Genomic DNA, 18,003 nt, shown 5'->3' with positions numbered 1-18,003 from the left:
TGCGAACATTGCTTCCGCAATGTTCTGAGGAGGAGTATTACAAGTGTCAACGAATAGAGCCGCGCAAGCGGAGCAATATTTTCAAAGTTTGCGGCAAAATGTATACCCGGGCCGCGGCATCGTAATCGGCCAGACGCCGGACGGCACCCGACTCGTACAGGTGTACTGGATCATGGGGCGCAGCGAGAACAGCCGCAACCGTGTATTTATTCAGGAGGACAACGGATTTGTCCGCACCGAAGCGAAAGACCCGGCGAAGCTCACCGATCCGTCGCTCATCATCTACTACCCGGTGAAGCACGCGAACGGCGCGCATATCGTCACGAACGGCGATCAGACGGACACGATTCACGAGGCGCTGCTTTCCGGCAGCACGTTCGAAGCCGCGCTGTCCACGCGGACGTACGAGCCGGACGCGCCCAATTTTACGCCGCGTATCAGCGGCTTGATCGATGTGAACGACGGGCAATTTGCCTATAAGCTGTCGATCCTAAAATCGAGCGGCAATACGGAAGATCAAACTCTTCGTCATACGTATACGTACGAGAAGGCGCTGCCGGGCTACGGTCACTGCATCCATACGTATGCAGGCGATGGGAATCCGCTGCCTTCGTTCCAAGGAGAACCGGCGATTGTACCGATTGCCAGCGACGACATACGGCAGATCGCGGATGCCTACTGGCAGGCGCTGAACGACGAGAACCGCATCTCGCTGCTCGTCAAAACGGTACGGATCGGAAGCGGAGAAACCGAGCTGCTGATCGTCAACAAAGAATAGGAGGAGCCTGAACGTGCGGATACTGGTTGTAGGCGGCGGCGGCCGCGAGCATGCGATATGCTGGGCGTTGAAGAAAAGCCCTAAAGTCACGGAGCTGTACTGTGCGCCGGGGAACGGAGGCATCGCGTCGGTAGCCGAATGCGTCCCGATTCAAGTAAACCAATTCGAGGAGATTGCGCAGTTTGCCATCAACCATACGATTGATCTGGTCGTCATCGGTCCGGACGATCCGCTGTCTGAAGGCATCGTGGATCACTTGGAAGCGAAGGGCCTAACCGTGTTCGGACCCCGCCAAAATGCGGCGATTATCGAAGGCAGCAAAGTATTCACCAAGCAGCTGCTGAGAAAATATAACATCCCGACGGCTGCGTACGAATCGTTCGAGCAGTACGAGGACGCGGTCGCTTATCTGCGCCAGCAGCAAGCGCCGATCGTGATAAAAGCGGACGGCCTTGCGGCAGGCAAAGGGGTCGTCGTGGCGCAGACGCTGGACGAAGCGGAAAAAGCGCTGCACGACATTATGGTTGCCAAGGTGTTCGGCGAATCCGGCAATCAGGTCGTGATCGAGGAGTTCCTTACCGGTCAGGAAATGTCGATTCTTTCGTTCGTTGACGGCGAAACGGTATGCCCGATGGTTCCTGCACAGGACCATAAGGCTGTCTACGATAACGACAAAGGGCCGAACACCGGCGGTATGGGCACCTACAGTCCGCTGCCACACATCCCGCAAGCCGTGATCGACGAGTCGATCGAGACGATTATTAAGCCGACGGCTAAAGCGATGGTTGCCGAAGGTCGGCCGTTTCGCGGCGTATTGTTCGCCGGCCTGATGCTGACGCCGAACGGACCGAAGACCATCGAGTTCAACGCCCGCTTCGGCGACCCCGAGACGCAGGTCGTGCTGCCGCGGCTGAAAACCGATTTGCTGGATATTTTCCTCGCTGCGGTCAACGGTAGGCTGGATCAGATGGAGATCGAGTGGATCGAGGACGCGGCCGTTTGCGTCATTTTGGCGTCCGAAGGCTATCCCGCCTCGTATCCGAAGGGGCTTCCGATTGAAGGCTTGGAGGACGTGCAAGATTCGATCGTATTCCACGCGGGAACAGCTGTCAAGGATGGCGCAATTGTGACCAACGGCGGCCGCGTGCTTGGCGTGACCGCGCTTGGCCGCGATATTGCCGAGGCCCGCGCCAAAGCTTATGCGGATGCCGATCGCATCCGTTTCCAAGGCAAGCACAATCGTACGGACATTGCGAAGAAAGCGCTCGTGTAAATACGAACCGGGGTAAAGGAAACGTTCCTTTGCCCCGGTTTTTTTGCGTGCGGCGAAGCCTTGCCTACTTGCGTCCGCTTCCTTTAATCATAATTTTGTCCCAATTTCGATACACGTAAAAAACAGCCCCTATCGCTCCGACCACCAAAATACCCGACAGCCAATAGTTATGCACATAATAGGAAAAAGCGCGCAAGGCTATTCCTCCCAGTCCATTTTCGAATTAGTGTTCCCTAACCGCAGAAAAATAAAGCGCCTGACTCCATTGCAGGAGAGGCGCTTTCTTCGGTATCGATATTATTTCCCCGCCATCGTGAGCTTCGGAGCTGCTGCTTGCCTCTGCCGAAAGGAACAGACGGCCGGCTTTTCTGCATGCTGTAATTTATTGGTGCTATCCCGCTGAAAGTTCGTGTATAATGATGTCGAATATGTGGGGCAGGAGGAGCAACAATGATTTCATTTGAAAGGCCGATGGGGATCGGTGCGATTTTGGACAGGAGCTTTCAGATCTACCGCAAGCATTTTACGGTGACGTTTTTGCTGACGCTGCTGTTTTTCGGTCCGCTTTATCTTTTGCAAAACGTAGTGCTCTTCGATTTGAGCAGTGTTTCGCTTCTCCCGGAATCCGGGGAAACGATCACCGATTCGCTGGAACGATTCGCCGAAGCTGGAGGGTCGGGTGAAGAACTGAACATAGGACTGCTGTTGTTTTCGTTCCTGCTGCTGCCGATTTACGTGGTGGCTGTGTTGCCGGCAGCGGTCTCGTCGCAGCTTCACCTGGTCCGCGCCGCCGCCGAAGGAGCTTCCGTGGGCTTCAAGGAGCTGTTGAAAAGCTCATTCTCCCGTTTCTGGCCGATGGTAGGAAATACACTGCTGTTCGGATTGATCCTCGGAGGCGTGTACATGGCGATCTCGACCATTGTCGTGTTCGGGGTTATTATTGTCGGCGTGGTGTCGATCGGCATCGGCGCCGGCATTGCCGAGATCGGTTCCGACCCGTTCGGCGGCAGCATCGTGCTGATTGTTCTGCTGTTTGTCTTGTATTTGCTGATCGGGGTGCTGACGATGGCGGGAATCGGTTTTATTGCCATCCGATTCGGCTTTTATTTGCCGGTCGTCGCGCTGGAGGACGGCCGTTCGTCACTGGGCCGGAGCTGGAGGCTGACCAAAGGAAACTTTTGGCGCATATTCGGCATCTACTTCGTCCTGTCGATCATTTACGGTGTCTTTACGATGGGGACTTATGCGCTGCTGATCGCGGTATTCAAATTGTCTCTGCTCGGCCAGTTGATTTACATCGTGCTGTCGCTGCTGATCACGCCGATCTATATGATTCCTTATGCGGTGACGTACTTCGACTTGCGGGTGCGTAACGAGGGGGCCGATCTGGAGCAGATGCTTGCCGCCGGTCAGTCGTACGGTTCATACGGCAGCCAACCGGTGGAAACGGGAGATGCGGCCGGACGGGAAAACGGAAGTCTCGCGAAGCCGTCGCCGGAACGCGGGCCTGCCGATGCCAACCGTTCGGAGGAGCCCGAGAGGAAAAATGATTAACGAAGGTTGGAAAGCGGAAAAGAAACAGCTGGAGAGTATTCTGGAACGCGACGAGTACACGGCGTATTTGCGAGGCGACGGACGGAATCCCGTTATCGAGTGGCTGGAGCGGATGTGGTTGAAGGTGCTGGACCTGTTCCCGGACATGGCGGTTCCGCCCGGCACTCCGAAGGTGCTGGCCTACGTCTTGCTCGGCATCCTGCTCGCCGTCCTCGTGGCGGCTATCGTCTGGCTGGTACGCAGCCTGATTCTTCTTCGCCGCAGCCGACGGCGCAGCGTGTTCCGCAGCGCTGCGGAGCTGGATCGCTCCTTCGCCGCATTGCTCCGGGAAGCGGAGGAATGCGCAGCGGAGGGCAACTATCCGGAGGCGGTGCGCCGGACGTTTCTGGCGATGCTTCTGCTGATGGACGAACGCGATTGGGTGCGGGCGGAGCGGTGGAAGACGAACCGCGAATACGCGGAGGAGCTGTACGAACGGCAGCCGGGGGCGGTCGAGTCGTTCAAGCAGGCCGCTTCTTTGTTCGAGCTCGTTTATTACGGAGGCGGTACGGCGGGAGCGTACGAATACGGACGGATGACCGAGCTGTTGGCGCCGTACCGGCGGGAGGAGGCGGGCTATGCTTAAGCGGAACAAGCTGCAGATCGCTTTGGCGGTCAGCATCGTCGCCTTTCTGCTGTTCGGATACGTTCTGGTGAAGCCCGATCTGCCGGATCTTCCTCCGTATCTGTCGACGTCCGCAGACCGCGATGGGACCAAAGCGGTATTTACGCTGCTGAAGGAGCAGGGCGCACCCGTCAAAGCCTGGAAGCAGCCTTGGCGGTCTCTGCCAAGCGGGGGGCGTCATAAGCTGATCGTCATTCAGCCTTATACGCTGGCGGCCAAGGAATGGGAAGAGATTCGCACATGGGTAAGCGGGGGCAATGAGCTTGTGCTGTTTCATGACGCGCCGGCAGAATTGGATGAATTCTCCCTCACGAAGACAGGGAAAGCCGGATCGGCCGCTGTGGCGATCACCGACTTGACAGGGCAGCCGGGTACCGGGCTCAGCGGAAAGGTTGCGTCCGCTTACCGCCTGGAGGAAGCGCCGGGCATGAAGCCGCTGCTGAAGGATGAGCGCGGCATTATTGCCGGACGCGCGGCAATCGGGCAGGGCAGCATGACGTTGCTGCTCGTTCCGGAGTGGATGAGGAACGACGGCATTTTGGAGCATTCGCATTTTGAGCTGATCCGGCCGTACCTACAGACAAGCCCGGAGACCGTGGGGCTGTGGTTCGACGAGTACCATCACGGGCTTTACGAAAAACCGGGCCTGCTTGCGGTATATCCCGGCTGGCTGCTCGCCGTGCTGTTGCAGTTGACTCTGGGAGCGCTGCTGTGGCTCTGGATGAAGGGCGTGCGCTTCGGACCGGCTTACACGCCGCGCGCATGGACGGTGCGGCGCGGGGACGAGACGCTGCTCGCGGCCGCAGGGTGGTACGAGCGGCGCGGGCTGGCGCGGGAAGCGCTGGCGCACCAAGCGAGATACGTCCGCGGCCTCATGCGCGAGCGATGGGGCGTACGCCTTGATGCGACCGTAACGCAGGCGCTTGCGGCGGCCAAGCCGCATTTGAGCAAGGAGGAGCTGGAGCAGCTTGCGGCGGTGCTGCGAAGCTGGCAAGCCGCCGAGGAAGCGGCGAGCTATTCGCCGAAGCAGTTCGAGAAAGACAGCCGGATGGCCGATAGCGTGATCCGTAGACTGGAGAGGGAGTGAGCCGATTGCAGCAGTTGCTGGAACAGATGGAGAAGAGCGTGATCGGACAGCGGCACAATATTCGTCTGCTGCTGACCGCATTTTTGGCCGGGGGGCATGTGTTGCTGGAAGGAGTTCCCGGCCTTGGGAAAACGAAAATGGTACGCACGCTTGCCGAATTGACGGATGGTTCGTTCAGCCGGGTGCAGTTCACGCCGGACATGATGCCGAGCGATATTACCGGCAGCGTGATTTTCAATATGAAAGATAACGAATTCCAGACGATCCGCGGTCCGGTCTTTACGAACCTGCTGCTGGCTGACGAGATTAACCGTACGCCTCCGAAAACGCAAGCCGCCTTGCTCGAAGCGATGGAGGAGCGGCAGGTGACGATTCAGGGCACGACGTACCGGCTGCCCGATCCGTTCTTCGTCGTCGCGACGCAGAACCCGGTGGAGTACGAAGGCACGTATCCGCTGCCTGAAGCGCAGTTAGACCGCTTTTTATTCAAGCTGACCGTGTCTTACCCGAATTTGGAATCGGAGCTTGCGATTTTAAAAGAACACGTTCCTTTCTTCGCCACTGCGGAGCGGAAGGAAAACGCCGCGTTCTCGCTGGACCGTCTGAAGCAGCTTCGTGCGGAGCTGCAAGAGGTAGTCGTGCAGGACAGTCTGGTCGAATATATTGCCGTGATCATCCGCAAAACCCGCGAAGACAAGCGGCTTCTGCTCGGCGCGAGCCCGCGAGCGGGGATCGCGCTCATGATGGCAGCCCGCGCGTGGGCATTGCTGGACGGGCGCAGCTTCGTCACGCCGGATGATATCAAGACCGTAGCCGTTCCGGCGCTGCGGCACCGTCTGTTGCTGACGCCGCAGGTTGAATTGGAGGGAGAGACCGGTGACCACTTCATCCAGGAAACGCTGGCCACGATTCCGGTCCCTCGCTGACGCGATTGAGCGGAGGCTGATCGTGCCGACGCCACGCATGGCGCTGCTGACAGGCGCGGGGGCGGTTCTTGTAGGCGTGGGCTATGCCGCCGGGAACGGGGCTGGAGCCGCCGTGCAGTGGCTGGTCTGCGGCGCGCTGCTCGGGCTGAGCGCGCTCGATCTGTCGCTGCTTCCCAGGCGGCGCAGCTTGCGCGTCAGCCGCAGCCTGCCCGAACAGGCCGATATCGGCAGCCCGTTCGAGGTGACGGTGCGCGCGGAAGTCCCGCAGCCCGTATCCTTGAAGCTGACGTTAGCCGACGATTTGCCGCAAACGTTCCTTTCGCCGGAAGCCTCGCTGACGGCGGTCTGGGAAGGGAAGGCGGCCGAAGTTCGCTACACGACGCTGGGCCGAGAGCGGGGAGAATATCATTTTCGTTCGGTATGGCTTCGGCTGAGAGGGCGAATCGGGCTGTGGGAGAAGCAGGCGCGCGTGGAGCTGGAGCAGACGATCCGCATTTATCCCGATATGTCGGGGGTCCGCGGCATCTTAGCTTCGATGCAAAATCAGCTGACGCTGGAAGGCAGGCGGATTTACCGGAAGGAGCGGTCCGGCTCGGAATTTCACGCGATTCGCGAATACGTCCCCGACGACGACCCGAGGTTCGTCAACTGGAGAGCGTCGGCGCGGTCCCGCACGCTGATGACCAACGTATTCCGCCCCGAACGGGGCAAGGTCGTCACCATCCTGCTGGACTGCGGACGCATGATGGGGATCGAGCTGGACGGCCGGACCAAGCTGGACGTGTCGCTCGAAGCGGCGCTGGCGCTTGCCGCCGTAGCGCTTAAGCAGGGGGATAAGGTGGGACTGCTCGCCTTCTCGAACCGGGTGAAGGCGTACGTGCCGCCGGACAGTGGACTTCTCCATTTGCAGACGCTGACGGCGGCGGTCTACAACCTGCAGAGCGACTTCGTGGAGGCCAGCTACAGTACGGCTTTGCAGCATTTGCTGCGCGTGCAAAAGAAGCGGAGCCTGACCGTCCTGTTCTCCGATATGGACAATTATATGTTCGAGGACGGGCTGCGTCCGCTGCTGATGCGGCTGAAGCGCCAGCACCGGATTTTGCTGCTCGGCCTGCGGGACGAAGTGCTGCAGGGGTGGGCGTCGGCCGAGACGGCGGGCAGGCGTCAGGCTTATGTGAAAAGCGTGGCGCACAAGTTTGCCGTCGACCGGCAAACGGTCGCCGCCGAGATGGCGGCCGGCGGGATCGACATTGTGGACGTTCCCGTCGGGCAGCTGGCTTGGACGGCGGTTAACCGGTATCTGGACCTTAAATCGAACGATTCGATATAGAGGCCGGGGAAGAGAAGAGGTCCGCCGTGCTCGTCCCGGTTTCGTCCTTCGGGACAGCGCCTTCGGCCGCAAGCTGCGCATGCCTGCGTTCGTTCAAGCGGCCGTAAGCGACATACAGCGCCAGGGCAATCAATGTGGCGCCCGCGACGATATATTTCGTTTCCAGCGACAGGCCGGAAGGCGTAATATAGCCTTCGATGATCCCGGCAATGACGAACAGCGGAATCGTGCCGACCATCAGCAGCGCCGATTGCTTGACGGAGCGCAGAAGCATATATTTTCGCGTATACGGTCCGGGGTTGATCATCCGGTAGCCCATATACAAGCCGGAGCCCCCGGCAATGAAGATGGCGGTCAGCTCGATGACGCCGTGCGGCAAAATGTACGCCCAGAACACGTAGCTATTGCCGGATTGCCAGAAGACGGCGGTTAGCGCGCCGATCAGGATGCCGTTGTGGAACAGCACGTAGACCGTCAGGAGCCCGAAGGTGATGCCGCTGACGAACGCGAGAACGGCGACCCGGATGTTGTTGGTCATGATGGACGTGGACATGACGGCGCTTTGCACTTCGCCGTGGTTTTTGCCCAACGCTTGGGGATTGATGCCGTCGGCCATCTCGGGGGATACGAGTGCGTACAGGTTCAACGGGTCCTGCCAGACGGCGGCGAAGCCGGACAGCGCTCCGACCATAAACAGCAGAAATGCCAGCGCAATGAACCGTTTGCGTTCCAGAAGGAAGCCGATAAACCGGCGCTTGAAAAAGTCGCCGAGCCGATGGGACGTTTTCCACTGTTCGGCATGCAGGGCATGGTGCGCCCGCGCTACAAGCTGATTGAGGTAAAGCTCGATCTCATCGCCGGGGTAGTACGTTTGCGCGTAGGCCAGATGTGCGGAAGCCGTTCGGTACAAGAAAGTCAGCCGGTCAACCTGCGGGGCCTGTACCGTGCGGCGCCTTTTCTCGAATAAGGTCAGCAGTCCGTCGAGCTCGGTCCATACGGGCTTGTGCTCGCGGATAAAGCGCTGAATGTTCATAGGTGCGAACGATCTCCTTCCGTCTCTCGAATAGTTTCATATTACCACAATAATGGAAAGGGGGAGCGGGGAATTGAACGAGGTGAATATCAAGGAAGCGTCAATCGTGACGCCGGAGCATGTCCGGCTCCAGTTCCGGACGGCGGGCATCGGCAGCCGGACGGCCGCTCAGCTCATAGATAACGTGCTGCTGTTAGCAGCCTTCGGGGCCGTCAGCCTGCTTGTCGGTCTGATCCTGATGCTGCTGGATATTGGCTTGGACGAAGCGCTTGGGGAATATGCCGCTGCTTTCCTGATCGTGCTCGGCTTTGCATTGATCGGCGGCTACTACGTGTTGTCGGAATATTATATGGGCGGGCAAACGTTCGGCAAAAAATGGCTGGGCCTGCGCGTCATTCAAGAGAACGGCCAGCCGATGACGCTGCTGTCGGCCATCATCCGCAATTTTTTCCGGCTGATCGATTTCTTGCCGTCCTTTTATTTTGTCGGCATGCTGTGGATGTTCTTCCATCCGATGGACAAGCGGATCGGAGACCTGGCGGCAGGCACGCTCGTCATCCGCGATATGCAGCACGAGCGGCTTGCCCTGCGCAAGCGGACCCGGAAGTGGCTGGCCAATAATCGCATTCGACCGACATACGAACTCAAGCTGTCCGATGCGTTCCGCAGGCGGATCGAGCGGGAAGACTGGCTGCTGCTGTCCACGTTCGTGGAGCGTCTGCCCTCGCTGGATAAGTTCAAGCGCGAGGAGCTTGCCCGGCAGGTGGCCGATCGGCTCGGTGCCAAGCTGGAGGTAGAACGGGAACTGTATGCGGGCCAGCCGACGGCTTTTCTGATCGAGCTGTACGTGCAGTTGTCGGAGGAATGGACGCTGTAAGCGGAGCGGGAGCGGTGAAAAAATTTTGTGCAGGGATGCATAAGGATGGAGAGACGCATGCATACTAAAGTGGGCTGAAGGTGAAGCCAACTATTTCCAACAAGCATGCCAAGGAGGAATTCCGTCCATGTTCAACGCTACTCAGCAATTGAACCAATGCCAGCACATGATTCAACAATTGATCCAGCAAACGGATCAAGCAAGCGCGAACTACCAGCGTCTGCTTCAGCAAGAGCAGCAAAATGCGCAGCAGCTGCAAATTTTGTCCCAGCGCGAGCAGCAGGCGGTTCAAGTGATTCAAACGGCGCTGCAAGGTCACCAGACGGCGATTCAGCAAATGCAGCAAATGGCGCAAATTTGCAACCAGCTTGAGCAAACGGTCGCACAGTTTAATCAAGTGAGCTTTCAAGCGCAGCAAAATCAAAACTTTGCCCGGAGCAATTTCTATCAATAATCGGGCACATGCGGACGGAGCCGGCTCCCGGAAAGGGACGGCTCTGTTTTGTTGTTTGGAGGCGGGGATTCGCATTAAAACTCGTAAATAAATCGCTCGACCTGCCGCAGCTTTTCTTCCGAGAGCGGGCCCGCGTTATCAAACGAGAGAATCGATGAGGCCGGAAGCTTCCATCGATTTCACGAACCGCGAGGGAACGGCTGAATTCGTTCCAATTTTCCAGCTTCCATGCATCCAGAACCAAGCCCCGGTCCCGAATGCACTCGCGGTAATGCTGTTCGCCGGGAAGCGATACGAGGATCGCTTTGACGTCCACGTCGCGCAGCGACGCGCCGATCCGCAACAGTTCCTTCTCCGGCCATACCGGATCTTCAAGCTCCCGAGTAAAAGGACCGATGACGAACGCATTCACGCCAAGGTCCACGTTCTCCAGAGCGACGTCCATCGTGATGCGATAGCCCAGATCCCGGCAGCGCATTTTGTAAACGGAGGAATCGCGGTCGTTCGGGTCAAGCCCGGAGAGAGTCATAATCGCTTCCGAGGCGGGCCGGGCTAAGGTGTCCATATCGAACAAAGCCGCGTGGCGTCTGCGGACCAAGGCTTTGGCCAAGGTCGTCTTGCCCGCACCGGCGGGTCCCAGAAAAAACACGAGCTTGCGCATGTCATGCCTCCTGTCCGTCAAAGGTCTTGCCTTTTGCAGTCCCGGTTTCTTCTGCGATCTATCGTATCATAAAAGCGGCGGATAGCGGTAAAATCCGATTTCTTTTATAGGATACGTATTGCTTAGGATGCGATTGGCGAGTCATTCAAATCATTGAAATTTTGGGGATTTCAGGGTTTACGAAACGATGTGCGTATACTATAATAAAAATCACAAGTAAATCGTTTTGCTGTGAGAAGATGAGAACAGCCGTCATCCAAAGTGGAGCTTTCCACATTTCGGATCGTGGCTGTTTTTTGTCTTGTCCTGGAAAGGAGGGGCTCTTCATGCAAAGGCTTGGGTGCAGAACATATTGACCCATGATCAATGATGGCGGGGAAATCTTTCTTTAACTTTAAAGCAAAGGTTTGAAAGGGTTTACAAAACTCGATACCGGGAGGTAGGCCGATGACTCCGTTTATGGGGGAATTGCTGGGAACGATGCTTTTAATATTATTTGGTGACGGGGTATGCGCCGGAGTCAGCCTGAACAAATCCAAAGCGCAGAATTCGGGCTGGATTGTCATTGCGATGGGCTGGGGGCTTGCGCTCGCCATTGCGATTTTTGCGGTCGGCCGGTTCAGCGGCGCGCACTTGAATCCCGCCTTTACCTTCGGGCTGGCCATAGCCGGACATTTCCCTTGGGAGAAGGTTCCGTCTTATATTGCCGCACAATTCATCGGAGCGTTTCTGGGAGCTTGCCTCGTATGGCTGCAATACTTGCCGCACTGGAAAGCGACCGAGGATACCGGGGCGAAGCTCGGAACCTTCGCGACAGGACCTGCCATCCGCAGCCCGTTCGCGAACCTGATCAGCGAAGCTCTGGCCACGTTTATCCTGTTTGTTGGCATTTTGGCCATCGGCGCGAATAAATTTACGGACGGCTTGAATCCGTTTGTCGTCGGCTTCCTGCTGGTCGGCGTCGGCCTTTCGTTCGGAGGAACGACCGGCTATGCGATGAACCCGGCCCGCGATCTGAGTCCGCGTATCGCGCATGCGGTGCTGCCGCTCGGGAAGAAGGGCTCCTCGGACTGGGGCTATGCCTGGATTCCGGTCGTCGGTCCGCTGGTCGGCGGCTCGCTCGGAACGCTATTTTATTATGCGGTTTTCGGAAGCTGACGCATAGGCTACTATAGGTATATCCAACATTTTAACGATACGGGAGGACATCGTCATGGATAAAAAATATGTGCTTGCGCTCGATCAAGGAACGACCAGCTCGCGCGCCATTTTGTTCGACCATAGCGGCAGCATCGTCGGCTCCGCGCAAAAAGAATTTACGCAAATTTATCCCAAGGCCGGCTGGGTCGAGCATGACGCGATGGAAATTTGGGGGACGCAAAGCGGCGTTGCGCGAGAAGTGCTGGAAACGGTCGGCGTGCGACCGCAGGAAATCGCTTCGATCGGGATTACCAACCAGCGGGAGACGGCGGTCATCTGGGACAAAAATACGGGAAGGCCGATTCACAACGCCATCGTCTGGCAGGATCGCAGAACCGCCGAGCTTTGTGATGAGCTGAAGGCGAAAGGCTTGGAGCCTTACATCCGGGAGAGCACGGGGCTCGTTGTAGACGCTTACTTCTCCGGGACGAAAATCAAGTGGATGCTGGACCACGTCGAAGGGGCGAGGGAGAAGGCGAACCGCGGAGAGCTGCTGTTCGGCACCGTCGATACTTGGCTCATCTGGAATTTGACGCGGGGCAAAGTACACGCGACGGATTACACGAACGCTTCTCGTACGATGCTTTATAATATCAAGCAGCTCTGCTGGGACGAAAAGCTGCTGCAGGAGCTGGACATTCCGCATTCGATGCTGCCGGAGGTTAAGCCTTCGGTAAGCGTATACGGCGGAACTGATCCGCACACGTTCGGCGGTGCGGAAATCCCGATAGCGGGTGTGGCGGGGGACCAGCATGCGGCGCTGTTCGGACAAACGTGCTTCGAATCGGGAATGGCGAAAAATACGTACGGCACCGGCTGCTTCATGCTGATGAATACCGGCACGAAGGCTGTCGAATCGAAGTCGGGGCTATTGACGACGATCGCCTGGGGCATGGACGGCAAGGTGGAATACGCGCTGGAAGGAAGCATCTTTATCGCCGGTGCGGCGGTTCAATGGCTGCGCGACGGGCTGAAGCTGTTCGACTCGGCATCGGATTCGGAGTATTACGCGGGCAAAGTCAAGGACACGGACGGCGTTTATGTCGTGCCGGCCTTTGCGGGGCTCGGGGCGCCTTATTGGGATATGTACGCCAGAGGCGCGATTTTCGGCTTGACGCGCGGAACGAAGAAGGAGCATCTGATCCGGGCTACGCTGAATTCGCTGGCCTACCAAACGAAAGACGTATTGGGAGCGATGGAGATCGATTCCGGCTTGAAGCTGCAATCGCTGCGGGTGGACGGCGGAGCGACCGCGAACAACCTGCTGATGCAATTCCAGGCGGACATTCTCGGAGTGGCCGTGCAAAGACCGCAAATTACCGAAACGACTGCGCTTGGCGCCGCTTACATGGCGGGCATCGCCGTCGGCTTCTGGGACAAAGCGGAAATCGCGTCGCGCGCCGGTTCGGACACCGTATTCGAACCGGGCATCGATGAACCGACCCGTGCGAAATTGTACCGGGGCTGGAAAAAAGCCGTAGACCGTACGATGCATTGGGAGAAAGACGAAGAATAAGCAGTGACCGGACCGTGCTGTCGCCCCCTTCTTCTGGAGAAGGGAGACGGCACGGTTTCGCTTGTTTTCCGAAGCGGGAGTGGGTTTGATATGATAGTACCAAATCGTACCATAAGAGAATACAGATGCTTATCGAAAGGAAGGAGGATTTTATGCTGAAGCCCAACGCGATGATTCCGGCTGTCCGGGGTTTTAAAGAATTAGAGAAGGCGCTTGCTTCGCCGCATGAGGTTATTTTTCTGCTGGAGGGGGAATTAATCCAATTACAAAGCATCGTAGGGGCGGTCAAGCAAGCGAACAAAAAAATATTTCTTCATTTGGAGATGGTGAAGGGGATTAAAGACGATGAGGCTTCGATCCATTTTTTATCCAAGGTGATTAAAATCGACGGGATCATCAGCACCCGGACGTCGTGCCTGCTTCACGCCAAAAAATATGGGCTGAGCGCCATTCAGCGCGGCTTCATCATCGACTCCCACTCGATCCGCACGATTATCAATTCGGCCGCTCAAGTGAAGCCGGACTATATCGAGATTTTACCGAGCTTCTCTTATCCCAAATTAAACTTGATCAAAAATGAAACGGGGCTCGATATCATTTTGGGCGGATTTGTTGAAAAGAAGGAGGAGCTGCCCGTTCTGTTCAACGCTGGCGCGATTGCCGTATCGACCAGCCGGATCGAGCTGTGGAACTGAGGCGGATTGGCTCCTCTCCGTCAACAGATGAATACGATATAACGGATCTGGCATCACGCGGGGCGTAATACGGCAAGTGCCCCGGCAGCCGCAGGGCTCTGCCGTCCGGAGCAGCTCATCGAAAAGGAGAATGATGCGCGAATGTACCCGTCCTTTTTTCTCGCCCATGGCTTGCCGACGATTGTGACGGAGCCGCATGGTTATTCCCGTTTCTTGAGAGCGCTCGGGGCGCAGCTGCCGAAGCCCGAAGGGATTGTCGTATTCAGCGCCTATTGGCAAAGCGAGGTGCAGACGATCGGCGCGGCGTCCGAGCCGGAAACGCTGCACGATTTTTTCGGGTTTCCGGAGGAATTGTATGGTATTGCGTACCCTGCGAAAGGGAATATTTTACTTGCCATGGGCATTAGGCGGCTGCTCGATATCGAAGGGATCGCCTGCACTCTGGACGATAGCCGGGGACTCGATCACGGCGTATGGACGCTGCTCTCGCTCATGCACCCTGCGGCGGACGTGCCCGTCGTCCATCTGTCCGTAAATCCGCTGCTGGTGCCGGAAGAGCAGTACCGGATCGGCCGGGCGATCCAGGCTTTGCGCAGCAAGGGCATCATGATCGTCGGCAGCGGCGGGACGGTGCATCATCTCGGTAAGTTGCATTGGCAGGACGATGCCGCCGAGCTGTGGGCGAAGCAATTCGACGCCTGGTTGTACGACCGGATTACGGTGTGGGATTCGGATGCCTTGTTCGATTACGAGCGGCGGGCGCCGCATGCTTCTCTGGCTGTGCCGACGGTGGAGCACTTCGCGCCTCTGTTGATTGCCATGGGCGCGGCGGACCGCAGCCGACGGGCCAAGCTGCTGTACCAGAAGTACCAGTACGGGACGCTCAGTCTCGGCGCGTGGATGTTCAGTTAGCCTATTCGTGCGCCGAATGGATCAGAAACGATACTTCGTTACTGTTCGTATGAATCACGTAGTTGGCTCCGAGCCCTTTATAAATCAGGCGCGGGTTGTTCGACTGCGTAATAACATACAGCGGTTCCGAGGTCCAGGAGCGGCAAATGCGGATATAGCGGCAGCACAGGGTCAGACTGTTTTCGAACAAAAACACTTTGCCGACAGGCCATTCGGGGAGGAGCCATGTGTTCTCCTCGTTCGTATCCACCATCACAATCCGCTCGGTCCCAAGCTCCTGCAGCCGGGCCTGCTCCGCTTTGTTGTTGACGATGACCGCGAACGGAATGCTGCCGAATTGAAGCTGCCGGATAAACGCTTCGCCGGGCTTGTTGGGGGCCGATACCAAAATCGTTTGCTGTTCCTGTTCCATTGTTTTCTCTTCGCCTCTCTCGACTACGCTGACGAGGTTAGCTGACGGGTTCGGGCGGTGAGCGTCGCCCTACTCTGGCGCATGTGCGGCATGCGCGGTCAAGATTCACCCCAAAGCGATGGGCGGCACGGCTCTCACGGCGTGCGCCGCATCGCTTGTTTGGTTCCCCCGCTTTCCTGTTCAGGAAATTAAGCGATGTGCTTGGAAATTTCAAATCAACTTGAGTCGTATCATACGCCTGCGATTTAGCCGGTGTAAAGAAACGCCGCAGCGCATATTCGGCCATAGGATATATTTGGAAGAAGAAAGACAATGCCGATCTCCGTTATTCTGCATGAATCTCTGTATTTCTTCGATTTTCTTGAAAATAATGAAAATCGACGAATCAAACAGCTTTTGTATCGATAATCAACGCCGACCCCATATGAATCCGTTTCCACATGCAAAAAAAGCGAAAAGATCAAAAATAGCGTGCGGTTTCGGGTTTTACTTTGCGCCACAACCGGCGTATGATTCATGTCAACAACTTGATATGCCAAGCCAAACGCTGAATTCCCGAACCGGGAAGCGGGGGAACCAATCGAAACCGCCGATAGGAAGGACGGTTTCATGGGGTGAATCTCTTCGCGCTTGCTTTGCAAGCGCTGGGGTAGGGCGCTCTCAAGCCCGAATCCGACAGCTAACCTCGTAAGCGGATTGAGAGAGAACGACGATCGTGCCTCCGCAGCCTGCGTGATTTCCTGTGGTAGAAGCCCGAGAGTAGAGTTTCTCTGCTCTTCGGCTTCTTTTTGCATTCCTCCCAAATACCCCATTTTGTGAAAAAAGGAGAAGTTGTTCATGTTGAAATTAAGCGATCCCCTGCCCGAAGTGAACGAAGGTATCTTGTCGACAAGCCGGATCGGGCTTATCGAGGTATACCGGTTCGACTGCCGCCTGATTGAGGCGCGCATCGCAGGCAATTGCCGCGACTGCAACTGCGGGCTGCTTAAGCTGTCCTGCCACGGCGTGAATGGCTGGGCGGAATACGTCGTGCCGAACACGCAGCCGTATGCCGACATCGTACGGTGGACTTCGGTCTTTCTGAAGCTGAAGGGACTGTCCGTTTGTGAAGCCATCAGCTACGTACGGAGCCATGCCGAGGCGTGGGGGTCGGTGCGTACGGACATCGCGGAAGTCGCTATGGCCGATTTGACCGCACAGCTGCTGAACCCGTCGGCGGGACATGGTCATGAGGGGGCCGCCTTCGAGCGCTCGCGCTTGATCGACTGTTCGCAAGCCTACTGCTCATTCTGATAGGAGTCCGACGGACCGGGCAGAATGATCGTGAAGACCGTTCCGGCTCCCTTCTTGCTGTGCACTTCGGTTCGGCCGCCCATACTTCCGATAATGCCGAGCGCGACCATGGTACCGATGCCGGTGCCTTTTTCTTTGGTTGTATAAAACGGGGTGCCGAGCCGGTCGATCTCCGCCTGAGTCATGCCGACGCCTTGATCCGAAATTTCAATCAACAGCTTACTCTGTTTCCGGTACGCTTTGATTTCCAATGTTCCTCCGTCCGGCATCGCTTCAATGCCGTTCTTGACAATGTTGATCAGCGACTGGCTAAACCGGGAAGCATCGGCCTTGAGCTGAAGATTCTGCTCGATGGAGCTGGCGATGCTGACCGTGTTCATAAGCGCGTAAGGGGACATCAATTCGATGATTTGCCTCAGCAGAGGCTCGAGCTGGATAAGCTGGATGGAATCGTTCTTCGGCTTGGCAATCGCCAAATAATCCGATATGATCGCTTGGGCCCGCTCCAATTCGGTGATCATAATGCGCAAGTAATCGTGCTTGGCGTCTTCCGCAATCTGGTTTTTACCCATCATTTGTAAAAAGCCGCTGACAACGGTGAGCGGATTGCGGATTTCATGGGCAAACGAGGCGGCGAGCTCTCCGACAAGATACATTTTCTCCGCGCGTTCCACTTCTTTGCGCAGCTTCTTTTTTTCATAAATGCCTTCGATGAAAAGGATGGCCATGATCATGGAAAACGATGTGAATGTAATCAGGCTAGCCATGAACCAGCCATAGAGCAGGTCTGCTTGTCCCGTTCGGAAGCTGGAAAAGGCGACCGCTGCGACCGCCCAAAGGAGGGTTAATCCGGTGCCTTGTACGATCCGCTTCGATTTGGGCTGGTCCGGGTGAAAGGGCCCGAAGATGAACATGATCGGCAGCATGATCACATAGACGATTAAAGACGTGACAAAGCCTTCCCCGCCGAAGGAATACCGGTACGCGAGATAAAAAATTGAAATCAACAACAAATTGCGGTGGCCTCCGTATAAAAAGCAAACCAGAATCGGCACGTATCGCAAGTCGAAAAAATGCCCCGAGAAAAAATGAATCGGAAAAGCAATGCACATCGCCATCGCTACGGTGGAGAATAGGAGCAGGAACCACCGATTGGCGCGCTCCGACCTGTCTTTGTCGAGGCAAACGATTTGATAAAAAAAGATAGATATAATAATAATAAAGGTGTTCAGCAGCAAGGGAAGAACTTCAATCATAAGACACCTCCTGATAGCGATAGATAACCGACCCGCATGCGTAATCGGTCGTGACGATGACAACGGCGGCATCTTAAATGGT

The 18,003-nt window shown here is 56.8% G+C and carries 18 protein-coding genes, 1 pseudogene and 2 riboswitches; of the genes and pseudogenes, 14 read left to right on the top strand and 5 right to left on the bottom strand.

Features of this window, described 5'->3' with window-relative positions; genetic code table 11:
- Positions 1–43 precede the first annotated feature (43 nt).
- Both NLX71_RS15945 and purD read left to right on the top strand, forming a co-directional pair.
- Positions 44–778 carry an IMP cyclohydrolase gene (locus NLX71_RS15945; protein ID WP_254364791.1) on the top strand — a complete coding sequence of 245 codons (735 nt, stop codon included), beginning with the start codon at positions 44–46 and terminating at the stop codon, positions 776–778.
- A 13-nt stretch (positions 779–791) separates the two neighbouring features.
- Positions 792–2,051, top strand: coding sequence for a phosphoribosylamine--glycine ligase (gene purD, locus NLX71_RS15940; RefSeq protein ID WP_254364790.1), 1,260 nt, complete (start codon positions 792–794; stop codon positions 2,049–2,051).
- A 64-nt stretch (positions 2,052–2,115) separates the two neighbouring features.
- Here purD and NLX71_RS26620 read toward each other — a convergent pair whose 3' ends face one another.
- Positions 2,116–2,247 carry a hypothetical protein gene (locus tag NLX71_RS26620; protein ID WP_281943158.1) on the bottom strand — a complete coding sequence of 44 codons (132 nt, stop codon included), beginning with the start codon at positions 2,245–2,247 and terminating at the stop codon, positions 2,116–2,118.
- Between the two features lie 254 nt (positions 2,248–2,501).
- Here NLX71_RS26620 and NLX71_RS15935 point away from each other — a divergent pair, with 254 nt between their 5' ends.
- From NLX71_RS15935 to NLX71_RS15915, 5 genes are read left to right on the top strand one after another with little or no spacing between them, the layout of a single operon-like run.
- Positions 2,502–3,605 carry an ABC transporter ATP-binding protein gene (locus NLX71_RS15935; protein WP_254364789.1) on the top strand — a complete coding sequence of 368 codons (1,104 nt, stop codon included), beginning with the start codon at positions 2,502–2,504 and terminating at the stop codon, positions 3,603–3,605.
- Entirely contained in the window at positions 3,598–4,230 is a 633-nt protein-coding gene (locus tag NLX71_RS15930) for a DUF4129 domain-containing protein (protein ID WP_254364787.1), read from the top strand. The genes NLX71_RS15935 and NLX71_RS15930 overlap by 8 nt, the downstream gene beginning before the upstream one ends.
- Positions 4,223–5,356 carry a DUF4350 domain-containing protein gene (locus tag NLX71_RS15925; protein WP_254364785.1) on the top strand — a complete coding sequence of 378 codons (1,134 nt, stop codon included), beginning with the start codon at positions 4,223–4,225 and terminating at the stop codon, positions 5,354–5,356. The genes NLX71_RS15930 and NLX71_RS15925 overlap by 8 nt, the downstream gene beginning before the upstream one ends.
- Before the next feature lie 5 nt (positions 5,357–5,361).
- On the top strand, positions 5,362–6,282 hold the full coding sequence (locus NLX71_RS15920; protein WP_254364784.1) for an AAA family ATPase: 921 nt from the start codon (positions 5,362–5,364) through the stop codon (positions 6,280–6,282).
- A 22-nt stretch (positions 6,283–6,304) separates the two neighbouring features.
- Complete coding sequence (locus NLX71_RS15915) at positions 6,305–7,612, top strand: DUF58 domain-containing protein (protein WP_254364783.1); 1,308 nt, start codon at positions 6,305–6,307, stop codon at positions 7,610–7,612.
- Here the strand turns inward: NLX71_RS15915 and NLX71_RS15910 are convergent.
- Entirely contained in the window at positions 7,590–8,645 is a 1,056-nt protein-coding gene (locus tag NLX71_RS15910) for a stage II sporulation protein M (protein WP_254364782.1), read from the bottom strand. The genes NLX71_RS15915 and NLX71_RS15910 overlap by 23 nt on opposite strands.
- Positions 8,646–8,727: 82 nt before the next feature.
- On the opposite strand from NLX71_RS15910, the gene NLX71_RS15905 reads away from it, so the two are divergent.
- Entirely contained in the window at positions 8,728–9,522 is a 795-nt protein-coding gene (locus NLX71_RS15905) for an RDD family protein (RefSeq protein ID WP_254364839.1), read from the top strand.
- Positions 9,523–9,649: 127 nt separating this feature from the next.
- Positions 9,650–9,976 carry a hypothetical protein gene (locus NLX71_RS15900; protein WP_254364780.1) on the top strand — a complete coding sequence of 109 codons (327 nt, stop codon included), beginning with the start codon at positions 9,650–9,652 and terminating at the stop codon, positions 9,974–9,976.
- A gap of 74 nt (positions 9,977–10,050) precedes the next feature.
- Here NLX71_RS15900 and NLX71_RS15895 read toward each other — a convergent pair.
- Positions 10,051–10,637, bottom strand: a pseudogene (locus NLX71_RS15895) (P-loop nucleotide/nucleoside kinase family protein).
- 447 nt (positions 10,638–11,084) lie between these two features.
- Here NLX71_RS15895 and NLX71_RS15890 point away from each other — a divergent pair.
- The 4 genes from NLX71_RS15890 to NLX71_RS15875 all read left to right on the top strand — a co-directional run bounded on the left by NLX71_RS15890 (position 11,085) and on the right by NLX71_RS15875 (position 14,960).
- Complete coding sequence (locus NLX71_RS15890) at positions 11,085–11,795, top strand: MIP/aquaporin family protein (RefSeq protein WP_254364779.1); 711 nt, start codon at positions 11,085–11,087, stop codon at positions 11,793–11,795.
- A gap of 55 nt (positions 11,796–11,850) precedes the next feature.
- Positions 11,851–13,353 carry a glycerol kinase GlpK gene (glpK, locus tag NLX71_RS15885; RefSeq protein WP_254364777.1) on the top strand — a complete coding sequence of 501 codons (1,503 nt, stop codon included), beginning with the start codon at positions 11,851–11,853 and terminating at the stop codon, positions 13,351–13,353.
- 152 nt (positions 13,354–13,505) lie between these two features.
- A complete protein-coding gene (locus tag NLX71_RS15880) occupies positions 13,506–14,048 on the top strand; it encodes a glycerol-3-phosphate responsive antiterminator (RefSeq protein WP_254364776.1) in 543 nt (180 codons plus the stop codon).
- 141 nt (positions 14,049–14,189) lie between these two features.
- Positions 14,190–14,960: a DODA-type extradiol aromatic ring-opening family dioxygenase gene (locus NLX71_RS15875; RefSeq protein ID WP_254364775.1), complete on the top strand. Its 771-nt coding sequence runs from the start codon at positions 14,190–14,192 to the stop codon at positions 14,958–14,960.
- Position 14,961: 1 nt separating this feature from the next.
- On the opposite strand, the gene NLX71_RS15870 is transcribed toward NLX71_RS15875, so the two are convergent.
- Positions 14,962–15,372: a hypothetical protein gene (locus tag NLX71_RS15870; RefSeq protein ID WP_254364773.1), complete on the bottom strand. Its 411-nt coding sequence runs from the start codon at positions 15,370–15,372 to the stop codon at positions 14,962–14,964.
- 11 nt (positions 15,373–15,383) lie between these two features.
- Positions 15,384–15,577: riboswitch (cyclic di-AMP (ydaO/yuaA leader) on the bottom strand.
- Between the two features lie 330 nt (positions 15,578–15,907).
- Positions 15,908–16,082: riboswitch (cyclic di-AMP (ydaO/yuaA leader) on the top strand.
- Between the two features lie 127 nt (positions 16,083–16,209).
- Between NLX71_RS15870 and NLX71_RS15865 the strand changes: the two genes are divergently transcribed.
- Positions 16,210–16,665, top strand: a complete 456-nt coding sequence (locus NLX71_RS15865; RefSeq protein WP_254364772.1) for a hypothetical protein — start codon at positions 16,210–16,212, stop codon at positions 16,663–16,665.
- On the opposite strand, the gene NLX71_RS15860 is transcribed toward NLX71_RS15865, so the two are convergent.
- Positions 16,650–17,921: an ATP-binding protein gene (locus tag NLX71_RS15860; protein WP_254364770.1), complete on the bottom strand. Its 1,272-nt coding sequence runs from the start codon at positions 17,919–17,921 to the stop codon at positions 16,650–16,652. The genes NLX71_RS15865 and NLX71_RS15860 overlap by 16 nt on opposite strands.
- Between the last annotated feature and the right edge of the window lie 82 nt (positions 17,922–18,003).

It is taken from the genome of Paenibacillus sp. MZ04-78.2 (genome assembly GCF_024213375.1).
GTDB lineage: Bacteria > Bacillota > Bacilli > Paenibacillales > NBRC-103111 > Paenibacillus_G.
Note: the sequence above shows the minus strand (reverse complement) of the source record. Positions and strands in the feature narration are given on the sequence as shown.